Annotated in this window: 12 protein-coding genes and 5 tRNA genes; 6 read left to right on the top strand and 11 right to left on the bottom strand. The window is 63.2% G+C overall.

Annotated elements, in window-relative coordinates:
• The first annotated feature begins 404 nt into the window (after window positions 1–404).
• Together CI15_RS18260 and aceA are read left to right on the top strand one after the other, a co-directional pair.
• The gene (locus CI15_RS18260; RefSeq protein ID WP_062129692.1) at window positions 405–2,027 is read left to right on the top strand and encodes a DEAD/DEAH box helicase; all 1,623 of its coding nucleotides are present in this window, start codon (window positions 405–407) and stop codon (window positions 2,025–2,027) included.
• A gap of 412 nt (window positions 2,028–2,439) precedes the next feature.
• A complete protein-coding gene (gene aceA, locus CI15_RS18255; protein ID WP_153041145.1) occupies window positions 2,440–3,744 on the top strand; it encodes an isocitrate lyase in 1,305 nt (434 codons plus the stop codon).
• Between the two features lie 246 nt (window positions 3,745–3,990).
• Here the strand turns inward: aceA and CI15_RS18250 are convergent, their stop codons facing one another.
• Window positions 3,991–4,425, bottom strand: a complete 435-nt coding sequence (locus CI15_RS18250; RefSeq protein WP_062129907.1) for a universal stress protein — start codon at window positions 4,423–4,425, stop codon at window positions 3,991–3,993.
• Between the two features lie 135 nt (window positions 4,426–4,560).
• Window positions 4,561–5,463 carry a LysR family transcriptional regulator gene (locus CI15_RS18245; protein WP_062129690.1) on the bottom strand — a complete coding sequence of 301 codons (903 nt, stop codon included), beginning with the start codon at window positions 5,461–5,463 and terminating at the stop codon, window positions 4,561–4,563.
• A 151-nt stretch (window positions 5,464–5,614) separates the two neighbouring features.
• On the opposite strand from CI15_RS18245, the gene CI15_RS18240 reads away from it, so the two are divergent.
• Both CI15_RS18240 and aceB read left to right on the top strand, forming a co-directional pair.
• Complete coding sequence (locus CI15_RS18240) at window positions 5,615–6,421, top strand: haloacid dehalogenase type II (protein ID WP_062129689.1); 807 nt, start codon at window positions 5,615–5,617, stop codon at window positions 6,419–6,421.
• Window positions 6,422–6,483: 62 nt separating this feature from the next.
• Entirely contained in the window at window positions 6,484–8,076 is a 1,593-nt protein-coding gene (gene aceB / locus CI15_RS18235; RefSeq protein ID WP_062129688.1) for a malate synthase A, read from the top strand.
• 128 nt (window positions 8,077–8,204) lie between these two features.
• Here aceB and CI15_RS18230 read toward each other — a convergent pair whose 3' ends face one another.
• Complete coding sequence (locus CI15_RS18230) at window positions 8,205–8,606, bottom strand: gamma-glutamylcyclotransferase family protein (RefSeq protein ID WP_062129687.1); 402 nt, start codon at window positions 8,604–8,606, stop codon at window positions 8,205–8,207.
• Window positions 8,607–8,785: 179 nt separating this feature from the next.
• On the opposite strand from CI15_RS18230, the gene CI15_RS18225 reads away from it, so the two are divergent.
• Window positions 8,786–9,685, top strand: coding sequence for an AraC family transcriptional regulator (locus CI15_RS18225; protein WP_062129686.1), 900 nt, complete (start codon window positions 8,786–8,788; stop codon window positions 9,683–9,685).
• A 54-nt stretch (window positions 9,686–9,739) separates the two neighbouring features.
• On the opposite strand, the gene CI15_RS18220 is transcribed toward CI15_RS18225, so the two are convergent.
• The 7 genes from CI15_RS18220 to gltX all read right to left on the bottom strand — a co-directional run bounded on the left by CI15_RS18220 (window position 9,740) and on the right by gltX (window position 12,684).
• Window positions 9,740–10,204: a GNAT family N-acetyltransferase gene (locus tag CI15_RS18220; protein ID WP_062129685.1), complete on the bottom strand. Its 465-nt coding sequence runs from the start codon at window positions 10,202–10,204 to the stop codon at window positions 9,740–9,742.
• A gap of 149 nt (window positions 10,205–10,353) precedes the next feature.
• Window positions 10,354–10,430, bottom strand: a tRNA-Asp gene (locus CI15_RS18215).
• 80 nt (window positions 10,431–10,510) lie between these two features.
• Window positions 10,511–10,586, bottom strand: a tRNA-Glu gene (locus CI15_RS18210).
• 61 nt (window positions 10,587–10,647) lie between these two features.
• A tRNA-Asp gene (locus tag CI15_RS18205) sits at window positions 10,648–10,724 on the bottom strand.
• 90 nt (window positions 10,725–10,814) lie between these two features.
• Window positions 10,815–10,890 (bottom strand) — tRNA-Glu (locus CI15_RS18200).
• A 189-nt stretch (window positions 10,891–11,079) separates the two neighbouring features.
• Window positions 11,080–11,155 (bottom strand) — tRNA-Ala (locus CI15_RS18195).
• A 119-nt stretch (window positions 11,156–11,274) separates the two neighbouring features.
• On the bottom strand, window positions 11,275–12,684 hold the full coding sequence (gene gltX, locus CI15_RS18190) for a glutamate--tRNA ligase (protein WP_062129684.1): 1,410 nt from the start codon (window positions 12,682–12,684) through the stop codon (window positions 11,275–11,277).
• Window positions 12,685–13,186: 502 nt separating this feature from the next.
• Here gltX and CI15_RS18185 point away from each other — a divergent pair.
• Window positions 13,187–14,113 (top strand): patatin-like phospholipase family protein, encoded by a 927-nt coding sequence (locus tag CI15_RS18185; protein WP_241495866.1) that lies wholly within the window; start codon window positions 13,187–13,189, stop codon window positions 14,111–14,113.
• Window positions 14,114–14,229: 116 nt separating this feature from the next.
• Here the strand turns inward: CI15_RS18185 and CI15_RS18180 are convergent, their stop codons facing one another.
• Window positions 14,230–14,895 carry a C40 family peptidase gene (locus CI15_RS18180; RefSeq protein ID WP_062129682.1) on the bottom strand — a complete coding sequence of 222 codons (666 nt, stop codon included), beginning with the start codon at window positions 14,893–14,895 and terminating at the stop codon, window positions 14,230–14,232.
• Between the last annotated feature and the right edge of the window lie 91 nt (window positions 14,896–14,986).

The following is a 14,986-nucleotide window of genomic DNA, read 5'->3' as shown; positions in this document are numbered from 1 at the left end:
TCGCCTGACTAGATTCCGGCACTTTTTTCATCGGAATCGTCCGAATGGTGGCGCAGTGCAACAAATGCCGCTATAATGCCGCCTGCGCTTCACTGCTTTGTTCGCTTTTTCCAGCGGTCCTCGCGGCGCAGCGTCCCTTAGCGTTTGCTCCAATCCAGTTTAGAACCTGTCCCCTTCTGCCTAGCCCTCCTCCGGGCTCAAGTCCCAGGCTGGCGACTCGCCATGTTGGCACGTCGCATCCGATACAGCTTCTAACGAAAAACTCGCCTTCATTGTCGCGAGTTGCCCCCGTTTTTCGATTTGCTCGCTGCTTCTTTGCTCGCTGAATCCGACGACTTGGGTATGCCGATTGGCGTTGACGTTTTCATCCGATGAACCACCCAGGATCGTTTTCAAGGATTCACATGACTTTGAGCAACACCACCAGCAGCCCGTTGAACGCCATCGCCGACGAAGCACTCGGTCTTACGCCCGCCGCTCCCGAAGCCGTCGCGCAGGCTGACGCCAAGCCGACCTTCGCGTCGCTCGGCCTGTCCGCGGACGTCGTCTCCGCGTTGACGGCCGCCGGCTACGAGCACCCGACGCCGGTGCAGCAACGTGCCGTGCCGGCTGGTATCGCCGGCCGCGATCTGCTGGTTTCGAGCCCGACCGGTTCGGGCAAGACCGCCGCGTTCATGCTGCCCGCCATCGAGCGTTTCTCCCAGCTGCAAAAGACCCAGGCTAGCCAGCCGCGCGAACCGCGTCCGGCCGACGGTGGCCGCGGCCGCCGCCCGCAGCCGGTCGCACGTCCGACCATGCTGGTGCTGACCCCGACCCGTGAACTCGCGATGCAGGTCACGACCGCCGCCGCGACGTACGGCAAGCATTTGAAGCGCCTGCGCACCGTCAGCATTCTCGGCGGCGTCGCTTATGGCCAGCAGCTGATGCTGCTCGCGAAGAACCCCGAAATCCTCGTCGCGACGCCGGGCCGTCTGATCGACCATCTCGAGCGCGGCCGCATCGATCTGTCCCAACTGCAGATTCTCGTGCTCGACGAAGCCGACCGCATGCTCGACATGGGATTCATCGACGACATCGACACGATCGTCGCCGAAACGCCGGCCACGCGTCAGACCATGCTGTTCTCGGCCACGCTCGACGGCAAGATCGGCTCGCTGACCGGCCGTCTGCTGAAGGATCCGGAGCGTATCGAGATCGTCCAGCGCCTGGAGCAGCGCACCAACATCGCGCAGACCGTTCACTACGTCGACGACCGCGATCACAAGGACCGTCTGCTCGACCATCTGCTGCGCGACGAAGGCCTCGACCAGGCCATCGTCTTCACGGCAACGAAGATGGACGCAGACCAGCTGGCGGGCCGTCTGGCCGACGCCGGTTTCGAATCGGCCGCGCTGCATGGCGACCTGCCCCAAGGCGCGCGTAACCGCACGATCCGCGCGCTGCGCGAGCGTCGCGTGCGCGTGCTGGTCGCGACCGATGTCGCCGCTCGCGGTATCGACATCCCCGGCATCACGCACGTGTTCAACTACGACCTGCCGAAGTTCGCTGAAGACTACGTGCACCGTATCGGCCGTACCGGCCGCGCGGGCCGCTCGGGTATCGCGGTGAGCCTCGTGCATCACGCCGAACAGGGCGCGCTCAAGCGCATCGAACGCTTCGTGCGCACGCCGCTGCCGGTCAACGTCGTCGAAGGCTTCGAGCCGCGCAAGGCGGCGCCTTCGGGCAATGGCCGTCCTGGCTTCGGCGGCCGCGGCCGTCCTGCCGGTAACGGTGGTGGCCGTCGCTTCGGCAGCGGCTCGGGCAAGCCGGGCGGCTACGCGGGCTCGCGCAACGGTAACGGCAATAGCAGCGGCAACAGCTGGGGCAACAAGCCGGCCGGCGGTACCCGCGAAGGCAACGGCGGCTCGCGTGACGGTTATGGTTCGCGTGACGGCTTCGGCGGCGGTTCGCGCGACGGTTACGGTTCGCGTGACGGTTACAGCGCGCGCCGCAACGACGGTCCGCGTACGGCACGCCGCGGCAGCTGATCGCTCGCGTCACAGCCTGACCGCCTCGGACGGCTTCACGCCGTCCGCAAGTCGACAGAAAAAAGAAAACCGGTGCTCAGGCACCGGTTTTTTTCGCCCGTTGCCTGCACACCCCAAATTTCACGATGCGAAAAATTTTTTTGCCTCGTAAAAAATCATGCTGCACGGCACAAGATGAGGCGTTGCAACAGGGAAAATATCGTTTCTTATTGCGAAACGTCGGACTCAACCTATTGATTTAATAGAAAAACAAATATTGGAAAAACGCTTTGCGGCGTCTATTGCGGCTCCTTCGATTTGCCTAGACTCTTATATAAGACTTCACGAAACAGAACGCCTCTACGGCCCCACGCTTCGAGAAGACAGAGTCACCCATCCTCCATAACTGGCATCGAAGGAGCACATCATGACCATGACGCGCGAACAGCAAGTGCAGCAACTGAAGCAGCAATGGGAAACGGACCCGCGTTGGAAGGGTGTCAAGCGCACCTACTCGGCCGAAGACGTGGTGCGTCTGCGCGGCTCGGTGCAGGTCGAGCACACGCTCGCGAAGCGCGGCGCGGAAAAACTGTGGGCCGCCGTGAACAACGAGCCGTTCGTCAACTCGCTCGGCGCGCTGACCGGCAACCAGGCGATGCAGCAGGTCAAGGCCGGCCTCAAGGCTATCTATCTGTCGGGCTGGCAGGTCGCGGGCGATGCGAACGTCGCCGGCGAAATGTACCCGGACCAGTCGCTGTATCCGGCCAACTCGGTGCCGCTCGTCGTCAAGCGCATCAACAACACGCTGACGCGCGCCGACCAGATCCAGTGGTCTGAAGGCAAGAACCCGGGCGACGAAGGCTACGTCGACTACTTCGCGCCGATCGTGGCCGACGCGGAAGCCGGTTTCGGCGGCGTGCTGAACGCGTTCGAACTGATGAAAGCGATGATCGAAGCGGGCGCCTCGGGCGTGCACTTCGAAGATCAGCTCGCCTCGGTCAAGAAGTGCGGCCATATGGGCGGCAAGGTGCTCGTGCCGACCCGCGAAGCCGTCGCGAAGCTGACCGCCGCGCGTCTGGCCGCCGACGTCTCGGGCGTGCCGACCGTGCTGCTCGCCCGCACCGACGCGGAAGCCGCCGACCTCGTCACCTCCGACGTCGACGACAACGACCGCCCGTTCCTGACCGGTGAGCGCACGATCGAAGGCTTCTATCGCACGAAGCCGGGTCTCGAGCAGGCGATCTCGCGCGGTCTTGCGTACGCGCCGTACGCCGACATGATCTGGTGCGAAACCGGCAAGCCGGACCTCGAGTTCGCGAAGAAATTCGCCGACGCGATCCACAAGGAGTACCCGGACCAGTTGCTGTCGTACAACTGCTCGCCGTCGTTCAACTGGAAGAAGAACCTCGACGACGCGACGATCGCGAAGTTCCAGCGCGAGCTCGGCGCAATGGGCTACAAGTTCCAGTTCATCACGCTGGCCGGCTTCCATGCGCTGAACTACTCGATGTTCAACCTCGCATACGGCTATGCGCGCAACCAGATGACCGCGTTCGTCGAAATGCAGCAGGCGGAATTCGCGGCGGCCGAAAAGGGCTTCACCGCGGTCAAGCACCAGCGCGAAGTCGGCACCGGCTACTTCGACGCCGTTACGCAGACGGTGGAGCGCGAAGCATCGACGACCGCGCTGCACGGTTCGACGGAAAACGAGCAGTTCTTCGACAAGAAGGTCGCCTGAGATCAGCCTATCGGGTTGTGCAGTCCCGTGGCCTGAGCGCAGAAACGATCGGCAGAACGTCGAGCGGCACCGCCAGAGTGCCGCCGACGCAGGGAGGACCGCGCCGTCGCGGATTGGCAGAAGCGTCAGCGCGAATGCCGGCGGCCGGAGAGTCTGAGAGAAGCCAGCACGCGGCTAGCGTGCGGCGCAACTGAACGCGCCGGCCCGCCCGCCGGCGCGTTTTTTTTGAAGCCGCCGCGCACCGTTTCAGCGATAGACGATCACGGGAATCTTCGTATGCGTGAGCACACGCTGCGTTTCACTGCCGATCAGGATGCTGCCGAGCCCGCGCCGCCCGTGCGACGCCATGAAGATCACGTCGCAACCGCCCTGCTCGGCCGCTTCGATGATGCCGAGATACGGCGCCGGATGCACGCTCGTGCGGCTCTCGACGCTGACACCGACGCGGTGCGCCGCATGCTCGACTTCGCGCAGGTGCACGCGCGCTTCGCGCTCGCTGCGTTGCAGGAATTCGCCGGGCGGTTCGACCGCGACATCGGAAAACGGCGAGTACGGATATTGCGGCAGACACGCGTACGCTGTGACACGCGCGCCGACGGCCTGCGCGAGGTCGATCGCGCCCGCTATCGCCTTGCGTGACAGATCTGAACCATCGGTCGGAACCAGGATGTGTCTGAACATCATGCCCTCCGTCGCCGGCTGTGCCCAGCTCGGCGTCAGCGTCCAACAAAGCCCAGGGTGCAGGCCGTCGAAATGATTGTAATGCGGATGAATGTGGGTATGGATCGGCTTCGTGTCTGTCTGCCGATCGGCGCATCAATCCCAGTAACGGGGTTCGCCGTACGTATGTTTGAGAAAGTCCAGAAACAACCGAACCCGCAGCGGCAGATGACGACGCTGCGGGAACACCGCGTGGATGCCGATCGGCGGCGCAGCGAATTCGTCGAGCACGCTGACGAGGCGCCCCGCGGCGATATCCGCGCCGACCTCCCACCACGAGCGCCACGCGAGCCCGTGCCCGGCGAGACACCATTCGTGCAGCACCGCGCCGTCCGAGCACTCCATCGTGCCGGACACCTTGATCGACACGACCTTGTCGTCGTGCTGGAACATCCAGCCGCGTTGCTGGTTCGCGCTCGCGCCGAGCGCGAGGCAGTTGTGGCGCGCGAGATCGGCGAGGCTGTGCGGCGCGCCGCGCCGGCTCAGATACGCGGGCGACGCGACGCACACGCGCCGGTTTTCGGCGAGCTTCAGCGATACCAGCGACGAATCGGGCAATTCGCCGAGCCGCACCGCGCAATCGAAACCTTCGTTGACGAGGTCGACGAGACGATCGGACAGATCGAGCGTGATCGACACATCCGGATGCGCGACCGTGAATGCCGGCACCAGCGGCGCCACATGCCGGCGCCCGAAGCCGGCCGGCGCGGACAGCCGCAGATGGCCGCTCGCCTTCACGCCGCCGGCCGACACGCTCGCCTCGGCGTTCTGCATGTCGTGCAGGATGCGTTGGCAGTCTTCGAGAAACGCCGAGCCTTCGAAGGTCAGCGTGATCTTGCGCGTCGTGCGCACGAGCAGCTTGACGCCGAGGCGCTCCTCCAGCGCGTCGATGCGCCGGCCGATGATCGCGGGCGCGACGCCCTCGGCGAGCGCCGCCGCGGACAGGCTTCCCTTGGCCGCGACGGTGGCGAAGGTTTCGATCTGCTTGAAACGGTCCATGGACGACACGCGCCGCGCAGACGCGCAAAAGTGAGGGTTGCGCGTCAGATTAGGTATATGAAAGTAAAAGATCAAGTGATCTTTAGCCTATTTTTTAGTGCATAAAGTCACCAATACAATTGATCCCGACCTCTGACAGGAGCGCATGGCAATGTCGGCCACAACGACACCTTTCCCGCGAGCAGTGATTTTCGACGCCTACGGCACGTTGTTCGACGTGCATTCGGTGATCGCCGCCGCGGAGCAACTGTTCCCCGGCCACGGCGACACGCTGTCGCAGCTGTGGCGCCAGAAGCAGATCGAATACACCCAACTGCGCACGCTCGCCGCACACACCGACGCACCCGGCGAACACTATCGCCCGTTCTGGGACATCACGCTCGACGCACTGCGCTACGCCGCGAAAAGGCTTCAGCTCACGCTCGGCCGCGCGGCCGAAAAACGTCTGATGGACGAATACGCGTGCCTGTCGGCGTTTCCCGACGCGGTGCCGGTACTGCGCGGGCTGCGCGAGCCCGCCGCGGCGGCGCGTGTCGGCCTCGCGATTCTGTCGAACGGCAATCCGCAGATGCTCGACATCGCGGTCAAGAGCGCGGGCATGAGCACCCTGTTTGATCACGTGCTGTCGGTCGACGCGGTGCGCGCGTACAAACCCTCGCCCGCCGCGTATGCGCTCGGCCCCGACGCGTTCGGCGTGTCCGCGCGCGAGATCGTGTTCGTCTCGTCGAACGGCTGGGACGTGGCGGGCGCGACGTGGTTCGGCTTCACGACGTTCTGGCTGAACCGGCAGAGCCTGCCCGTCGAAGAACTCGGCGTGAGGCCGCATGGCATCGGCGGCGGCATGAACGAACTGCCGGGCTTTCTGGAGACGCTCGCGACATCGTCTCGGCCGCCCCGTAACCGTCAAACGAAATCTCACAGCAGTGGTAGCCGCAAACGCGCCAGCCCGCGCGAATGACGGCGCCGCTTCCCACTTTTTAACCTTCGCATTTTTGCAATCTGACCGACCAAGGAGAAAACATGGCTCATTCGCTGTCGCTGCCGCAGGGCATGGAAATCACCGGCGAGATCAAGCCCGGCTTTGAAGCGATCCTCACGCGCGAAGCGCTGGAACTCGTCGCGGCGCTGCATCGCACGTTCGAGCCGCGCCGTCAGCAGTTGCTGCAGGCGCGCGTCGAGCGCACGAAGCGGCTCGACGCCGGCGAGCGGCCCGACTTTCTCGACGCCACGAAGAGCGTGCGCGAAGGCGACTGGAAGATCGCGCCGCTGCCGCAGGACCTGCAGTGCCGGCGCGTCGAGATCACCGGGCCCGTCGAGCGCAAGATGATCATCAACGCGCTCAATTCGGGCGCGGACTCCTACATGACCGACTTCGAGGATTCGAATGCGCCGAGCTGGGACAACCAGATCACCGGTCATATCAATCTGAAGGACGCGGTGCGCCGCACGATCTCGCTCGAACAGAACGGCAAGTCGTACCGGCTCAACGACAAGACCGCGACGCTGATCGTGCGTCCGCGCGGCTGGCATCTCGACGAGAAGCACGTGACGATCGACGGCAAGCGCGTGTCGGGCGGCATCTTCGATTTCGCGCTGTACATGGTGCACAACGCGAAGGAACTGATCGCGCGCGGCTCGGGCCCGTACTTCTATCTGCCGAAGATGGAGAGTCATCTCGAGGCGCGCTTGTGGAACGACATCTTCGTCGCCGCGCAGGAAGCGGTCGGCGTGCCGCGCGGCACGATTCGCGCGACCGTGCTAATCGAGACGATCGTCGCCGCGTTCGAAATGGACGAGATCCTGTACGAACTGCGCGAACATAGCTCGGGCCTGAACGCGGGTCGCTGGGACTACATCTTCTCCGCGATCAAGAAGTTCAAGAGCGACCGCGACTTCTGTCTGGCCGACCGCTCGCAGATCACGATGACCTCGCCGTTCATGCGCGCGTACGCACTGCTGCTGCTGAAGACCTGCCATCGACGCAACGCGCCGGCGATCGGCGGCATGAGCGCACTGATTCCGATCAAGAACGATGCCGCGGCGAACGACAAGGCGATGGCCGGCGTGCGTTCGGACAAGGCCCGCGACGCCGGCGACGGCTACGACGGCGGTTGGGTCGCGCATCCGGGACTGGTACCGGTCGCGATGGAAGAATTCGTCAAGGTGCTCGGCGACCGGCCGAACCAGATCGGCAAGCAGCGTGTCGACGTGCTCGTCACCGCGACCGATCTGCTCGACTTCCGCCCGGAAACGCCGATCACCGAAGCGGGTCTGCGCAACAACATCAACGTCGGCATTCACTATCTCGGTTCGTGGCTCGCGGGCAATGGCTGCGTGCCGATTCACAACCTGATGGAAGACGCGGCCACCGCCGAGATTTCACGTTCGCAGGTGTGGCAATGGATCCGCTCGCCGAAGGGCAAACTCGACGACGGCCGCAAGGTGACGGTCGAACTGGTGCGCGAGCTCGCCGCGCAGGAGCTCGACAAGGTCAAGCAGACGGTCGGCGGCGATACGAAGCCGTATGAGCGCGCCGCACAGATCTTCGAGCAGATGTCGACCGCGGAGCAGTTCACCGATTTTCTGACGCTGCCGCTTTACGAAGAGATCTGATGGTGTCGACGATGCGGGCTCGGGCGGCCTGGGCCTCATCGAGCCGCGTGAGCGCATCGGTCTGCTCGACTTGAACGACGGCGCGCCGGGTGCATACCTGGCGCGCCGTTTTTCTTGCGCGTGTGCGTTCAGCGCGTGCGCCGGTGCTCGACCCAATCGCCCGAACGGATTTCGGGCAGCCCTTTGACCGCGTTCGGCGCGACCGGATAGAAACGGCAGTTCACGACGTTGCCGTCCACTTTGACCATCACCTCGCGCGCCAGAAAACGATCCTCGACGCCCGGATACACGGCTTCGATTTCGTCGAGCACCGCGACGAGCGCATCGTCGATCTCATAGACGTCGCCGAGCACGTCGACGCCTGCTTCGTCGACGACGAGTCCCGGATAGTCGCCAAAATCGAACAGATGACCGCGCACGGTGGTCGTGCCAAGCAGGTTCGGCGCGGGAACGTCGTTGCGCGCGGCGGCTTCGCTGATGTCGTTGGTTTCACCGGCACGCAGCGTGCCATAGACAAAGACGGTCTGCATCGTCGTTGAGTCTCCGTGGTGAGAAGTGAGGTGGGTGGCTCGGGGCCATCAGCACATTATGCAACGGTGGCCGGTTGGCATCATCAAGCGGGCGCACTCTACAATGGCTAAGACCCACGGCCGTGAATGGCGTCGACCACGCCTGCCCCATCGCGCCGGTACTTGAGCCGCCCCTTGCCATGACCTCGTCCCCCGATTCCAACCTGTTGAGCCGCGTGCGTTTCGCCGACATACCACCGGAGTTCGCGCCGAACGACACCCATCCGATCCGCGTGCGCTCACGGCCCATGCCGGCCGGCTGGCATATCGCGCGTCATACGCATGCGTGGGCGCAGGTCGCGTATGCATCGCGCGGCGTACTGCGGGTCGCGACGACGGGCACGACGTGGATGGTGCCGCCCTCGCGTGCGATCTGGTTGCCGCCGCATGTGACGCACGAAGTGGTCGCCGTCGAGGATGCGTTCCTGCGCACGCTGTACATCACCGAGAGCACGGTGCCGGCTGGGCTCGATTCGCCGCGCGTCGTCGAAGTATCGAATCTGTTGCGCGAGGTCATTGCCGCGCTCGATACACCGGGCCTGTCCGCCGCGCGCGAGCGGTTGCTCGGCGCGCTCGCGCTGGATGAACTGACGCGCTCCGAGCCGCTGCCCCTGTCCGTGCCGATGCCGAGCGAAAAGCGGCTGCGCGCGCTCTGCGAGGCGGTGATCGCCGACCCCATGCATGGGGAGTCGCTCGAACAGTGGGCAACGACAGTGGGCGCGAGCACGCGTACGATCGCGCGGCTGTTTCGCCAGGAACTGGGCGTGAGTTTTTCGCAGTGGCGTCAGCAGGCGATTCTCGCCCGCGCCATTCCGCTGTTGAGCCAGGGACGGCCGCTGTCGCATGTTGCGCAGGAATTGGGCTACCAGAGCCAGAGCGCCTTTTCCGCGATGTTTCGGCGCGCGTTCGGCGCGAGTCCGCGCGCGTTTATCGAGCGAGGCGCCGAGCATCGTGCGAGCAACGGCGTGCATGACGATGCGCAAGCGGATGATGAAACGGCGCAGGATCAAGCGGGTTCGGCGGACAGTGGTGAGCGGTGAGCGGTGAATAGCGCTGACTGGTGATGCGCGTCGGCCATCAAGCCAGGCCCCGCCTCAAACCCGTCGCGCCAGATGACGGATCGCGCCTAGCTGCGCGAGTCGTGGGCCGGCGAGCTTATAGCCCTTGCGCTGATACAGCCGCGCCGCCGGATTATCGACGAACACGCGCAACTGCAATTCGCGCAGGCCGCGCTCGCGCGCCCATTGATGCGAGATGTCGAGCAGAAACGTACCGGCGCCGAGCCGCCGATATCCTTCGGCAATCTGCACGTCGCGGATATGCAGCGAATCGCCCTCTTCGGTGATTCGTAGCACGCCCATCGGCACGCCATCCATTTCGAGAATGAAATTCTCCGATTCACGCCAACTGCCGAGAAACAGATCGCTGCGCCACACCAGATGATGCCGGCGGTAGTAGCCGCCCATGTTGTTACGCGTCAGCGCCTCGGCAAACTCGAAATCGTCCATGCTGGCCGTGCGCAGATGAAACGGTAACGGAGCTTCGGTGGGATCGAACATGGCAGAGCGGCGAAGATGAGTCGGATCAACGGTAAAACAGGCCGGGCGCGCTGGCAATGGCTGTTTGTCCCAAGCCTTCTGAGAGCCGGCTGATCATGGCAATAGAAATAAAAAAAGCCCACTTCTCGCGAAGTGGGCTTTCTCAAATCTGGCGGAGCGGACGGGACTCGAACCCGCGACCCCCGGCGTGACAGGCCGGTATTCTAACCAACTGAACTACCGCTCCAGATTTTGCATCGCAGTCTGCGAGATAGGCTCGCCGCCTGCTGCATCGTTCAAACTTCCAACCGAACGACGCCGATGTTCTGGCGTCCCCTAGGGGATTCGAACCCCTGTACTCACCGTGAAAGGGTGATGTCCTAGGCCTCTAGACGAAGGGGACAACGTACTGCTTACACCTTTAATGAAAAAGCCCGTTCAGGTATGTGTGAACGGGCTTTGTCTGGCGGAGTGGACGGGACTCGAACCCGCGACCCCCGGCGTGACAGGCCGGTATTCTAACCGACTGAACTACCACTCCAGTCTTTACACCCTGCTTGCGAGCGTCGGTTAATTCTCTGCAAGCTGCTCTGCTTTACTATTACTCGAATACTAAAGCGACGCTGATGTTTGGCGTCCCCTAGGGGATTCGAACCCCTGTACTCACCGTGAAAGGGTGATGTCCTAGGCCTCTAGACGAAGGGGACAAAATCTTTTCAGATCCGTCTTAATTCGCTGCCGACTCACTTTAACTCGCGCTAACTTTTCAGTTAATTCGCTGAGTTATTTTTTCGTCAACTGCGAAGACCGCTATTTTAACTACGTTTCAGCGATTTGTGAAGTCTTTTTTTCTACAACTTTCAGACTTCTTAACCACTTTAACTTCTCTGCTCTGTTGGTGGAGGTAAGCGGGATCGAACCGCTGACCTCTTGCATGCCATGCAAGCGCTCTCCCAGCTGAGCTATACCCCCCGCAGATCAGAGAAACGAGATTCTAGAGTGCGATCTGCGCTTTGTAAATACCCTTTGAGCAATTACATGCGATTTTTTTCCGGCGCCATGAGAATCCTCTCATCCGCGCCGGCAATGGGTCAGCCGAGCGCTTTTTCGATACGGCCAACGACGACGTCGCGACCGAACAGCATCAACACGCTATCGATCGACGGCGTATGCGTCGTACCCGCTACCAGCAGACGCACCGGCATCGCGAGCTGCGGCATCTTCAGCTTATGCGCACCGAGCGTGGCCTTAAGCGCGGCGGCGATCGCCTCCTTGGTCCACTCCACTGTCTTCAACGCAGCGGCCAGATCAGCGAGCGCCGGACGAACCGCGTCGGTCACATGCTGCGCGAGCGACTCCGCATCGGGCGCCGGCGTGCGATAGAACATCGCCGCGTTCTGCGCGATCTCCTTCACGGTCGACGCGCGGTCCTTCATCAGACCGACCACGCCCACCAGATCCGGACCCTGCGCAAGCGTGTCTGCGTCGATGCCAAGCTCCGCGAAGAACGGCTTCGCCAGTTCGACAAGGCGCGCATTGTCCGCTTCCTTGATGTAGTGCGCATTGAGCCAGTTCAGCTTGTCGTGGTCGTACTGCGCCGGCGACTTGCCGAGATGCTCGAGATCGAACCACTCGACGAACTGCTCGCGCGTGAAAATCTCAGCGTCGCCATGCGACCAGCCGAGGCGCGCCAGATAGTTGACGACCGCTTCCGGCAGATAGCCCGCATCGCGATAACCCACGACGCTCATCGCGCCATGGCGCTTGCTCATTTTCTCGCCCTGCTCGTTCAGCACGGTCGGCAGATGCGCATACACCGGCGGCTCGCCGCCGAGCGCGCGCAGGATGTTGATCTGGCGCGGGGTATTGTTCACGTGGTCGTCGCCGCGGATCACATGGGTGATGCGCATATCGAGATCGTCGACGACGACGCAGAAGTTATAGGTCGGCGTGCCGTCCGGGCGCGCGATCACGAGGTCGTCGAGCTCTTCGTTGGAGATTTCGATGCGGCCTTTCACGGCGTCGTCCCACGCGACCACGCCGGTCAGCGGATTGCGAAAGCGCAGCACCGGCGTCACGCCCGCGGGCGGCTGCGGCAGCACCTTGCCCGGCTCCGGGCGCCACGTGCCGTCGTAGCGCGGCTTTTCGCCTGCTTCGCGCTGGCGTTCGCGCAGCGCGTCGAGTTCTTCGGTCGACATGTAGCACGGGTAGACGAGCCCCGCCTCCTGCATCTGCTTCAGCACCTCGCGATACCGGTCCATGCGCTGCATCTGGTAGAACGGACCTTCATCGAAATCGAGGCCGAGCCATGCCATGCCTTCGAGAATCGCGTCGACGGATTCGGTCGTGGAGCGCTCGAGGTCGGTATCCTCGACCCGCAGCACGAAGGTCCCTTTCATCTTGCGCGCGAACGCCCACGGATACAGCGCGGAGCGGATGTTGCCCAGGTGGATGAAGCCGGTGGGACTCGGTGCGAAACGGGTACGGACGGAGGTGGTCATTAGCGGTTACTCGGAAAACAGGTGCCGGCGCCCGGGCGAACATGACGGCAAAGCGCGGCAGCGGAGCGTGCCCATGCTGCGCGCGATGTCGCGCACGGTCACGAAGGAAATAAGTGCAAGAGCCGAATTATACCTTCCGCACGCCGGTTGCCGCCCTCATCCGAATGGCCTCGGGGCATGGGCGAACGGCGTCTGGACACCTGCCCGCACCCCGCTTACCGCTCATCCAGATCCATCCAGAAAAGCGTCCCGCCAGTTCCGAACACTTCCTCTGCAACGTTTCATTACAGCGGGCAGCGCGAGCCGATCGTTTGCATTAATATGTGCGCGCGCTGCAATAGGGGCTGGCCCGCACATCGATCCGATCTGGCATGCCCCCAGCGCACGGAATCGCCGCCGGCGCTCCGTTTGGTCTGACCTCAGCCTGATTGCGGTACGCGCGACGCCACCTGCGTCGCCGGCGCCGTTGCTGGAGAACTCGTTGAAACCCTCATCCCCCAGTATGAGCCGCCGCAGCTTTTCGCTGGCGGCCGCATCCGCAGTGCTCGCCGCCTGCACGACGACCGGCGGCAAACTCGATAGCGCGCCGATCACTGCGACGCCCACCACTCCGCCGCCGCCTGAAAAAGCGCAACAGAAGCCGGTACGCGTCGCGCTCGCACTCGGTGGCGGCGCCGCCCGCGGCTTCGCGCACATCGGCGTCATCAAGGCGCTCGAGGCGCGCAATATCCAGATCGATCTGGTCGCCGGCACGAGCGCCGGCTCGGTGGTCGGCGCGCTGTACGCGTCGGGTATGAACGGCTTCGCGCTGAACAAGCTCGCGCTATCGATGGACGAAGCGTCGATCAGCGACTGGGCGATGCCGTTTCGCACGCGCGGCTTCCTGCAAGGCGTCGCGCTGCAGAACTACCTGAACACGACGCTGAACAACCGTCCGATCGAGAAGATGGCGCGGCCGCTCGGCGTGGTCGCGACCGATCTGCAAACCGGCCAGCCGATCCTGTTCCAGCGCGGCAACACCGGCATCGCGGTGCGCGCGTCGTGCAGTGTGCCGTCGATTTTCGAACCGGTGAAGATCGGCGGGCACGAGTACGTGGATGGCGGACTCGTGAGCCCGGTCCCGGCGTCGTTCGCACGCAAGATGGGCGCGGATTTCGTGATCGCCGTCGATATCTCGCTGCGACCTGAAACCGGCATGACGGTAAGCTCGTTCGACGTGCTGATGCAGACCTTCACGATCATGGGCCAGACGATCAAGGCCTACGAACTCGACAAGTACGCGGACGTCGTGATCCGGCCGAATCTTGCCGCGATGAGCGGCAGCGACTTCTCGCAGCGCAACGCGGCGATCCTCGCTGGCGAGGAGGCGGTCGCGAAAATGATGCCGGAATTGCAGCGCAAGCTCGTCGCGCGGCGGATAGGCGTCTGAAAACGGTCCAGGTGGCGCACAGTCGTTGTGCGCCACCATCGCAAAATACGCGCACGAGACGCAAAAAAGCCTGCTTCGAATGAAGCAGGCTTTTTTATCGCCAGCTCAGCGCGGAATCAGTTGTTCCCGCTGATCGTCGCGGTCACGCGCTTGCGCAGATCGTCGCCCTCATATGAGGTCTCGATCCGGCGTGCGCCCGTGAAGCGCTTTTCCCAGTAACCGTCATCCATGTCGTCGACGCGGATCGTGCTGCCGGTGGACGGCGAATGCACGAACTTGTTGTCGCCGATATAGATGCCAACGTGCGAGAACGTGCGGCGCATCGTATTGAAGAACACTAGATCGCCGGGCTTCAGGTCGCTCACACGCACCTTCTCGCCCATGCGGCTCATTTCCTCGGCACGACGCGGCAACGCGAGACCGAGCGTGTCCTGGAACACGTAACGCACGAAACCGCTGCAATCGAGCCCGGAATCCGGCGTATTGCCGCCCCAACGGTAGCGAACGCCGATCATGTTCAGCGCGCCGACTACCACGTCGCCCGCTTTGCCGGCCATGCCGGAAAGGAATGATTTGGCGCCGCCGGTGTTGTTGTCGGCCGCTTTGGATTGCGGAGTGAGGAGGGACAGAGGATCCGAGCCGTTGGTGGTCGAATACGAGGCATTCTGATTAAAACCGCTGACTTCGTCGGCGAACGCGCCGGGAGCTGCTGCCATCAAGACGCCAATGAACATCCCGGCGACGACGCGCGTGCAAGCCTGGGTGAAGTTTCTTTGCTGCATTGGTCGGTAGTTTTTGCCAAAAAATCAGGGGTCTACGAAAAAAAGTTTGCTCGATACTAGCCAGTAAGTATTTGCGTGTCAAAAGGAATAG

Origin of the sequence: Paraburkholderia monticola (assembly GCF_001580545.1) — a bacterium.
Taxonomy (GTDB): domain Bacteria; phylum Pseudomonadota; class Gammaproteobacteria; order Burkholderiales; family Burkholderiaceae; genus Paraburkholderia; species Paraburkholderia monticola.
The sequence above is the reverse complement of the archived record's forward strand: the minus strand, read 5'-3'. Positions and strand labels throughout refer to the sequence as shown.

Bases quoted from the DNA above. Each gene is read 5' to 3' on its own strand.
- CI15_RS18220 (WP_062129685.1), bottom strand. From the start codon at position 10,204: ATGTTCGATCCCACCGAAGCTCCGTTACCGTTTCATCTGCGCACGGCC.
- gltX (WP_062129684.1), bottom strand. From the start codon at position 12,684: ATGACCACCTCCGTCCGTACCCGTTTCGCACCGAGTCCCACCGGCTTC.
- CI15_RS18225 (WP_062129686.1), top strand. From the start codon at position 8,786: ATGACCTCGTCCCCCGATTCCAACCTGTTGAGCCGCGTGCGTTTCGCC.
- CI15_RS18245 (WP_062129690.1), bottom strand. From the start codon at position 5,463: ATGGACCGTTTCAAGCAGATCGAAACCTTCGCCACCGTCGCGGCCAAG.
- CI15_RS18260 (WP_062129692.1), top strand. From the start codon at position 405: ATGACTTTGAGCAACACCACCAGCAGCCCGTTGAACGCCATCGCCGAC.
- CI15_RS18250 (WP_062129907.1), bottom strand. From the start codon at position 4,425: ATGTTCAGACACATCCTGGTTCCGACCGATGGTTCAGATCTGTCACGC.
- CI15_RS18180 (WP_062129682.1), bottom strand. From the start codon at position 14,895: ATGCAGCAAAGAAACTTCACCCAGGCTTGCACGCGCGTCGTCGCCGGG.
- CI15_RS18230 (WP_062129687.1), bottom strand. From the start codon at position 8,606: ATGCAGACCGTCTTTGTCTATGGCACGCTGCGTGCCGGTGAAACCAAC.
- aceA (WP_153041145.1), top strand. From the start codon at position 2,440: ATGACGCGCGAACAGCAAGTGCAGCAACTGAAGCAGCAATGGGAAACG.
- aceB (WP_062129688.1), top strand. From the start codon at position 6,484: ATGGCTCATTCGCTGTCGCTGCCGCAGGGCATGGAAATCACCGGCGAG.
- CI15_RS18185 (WP_241495866.1), top strand. From the start codon at position 13,187: ATGAGCCGCCGCAGCTTTTCGCTGGCGGCCGCATCCGCAGTGCTCGCC.
- CI15_RS18240 (WP_062129689.1), top strand. From the start codon at position 5,615: ATGTCGGCCACAACGACACCTTTCCCGCGAGCAGTGATTTTCGACGCC.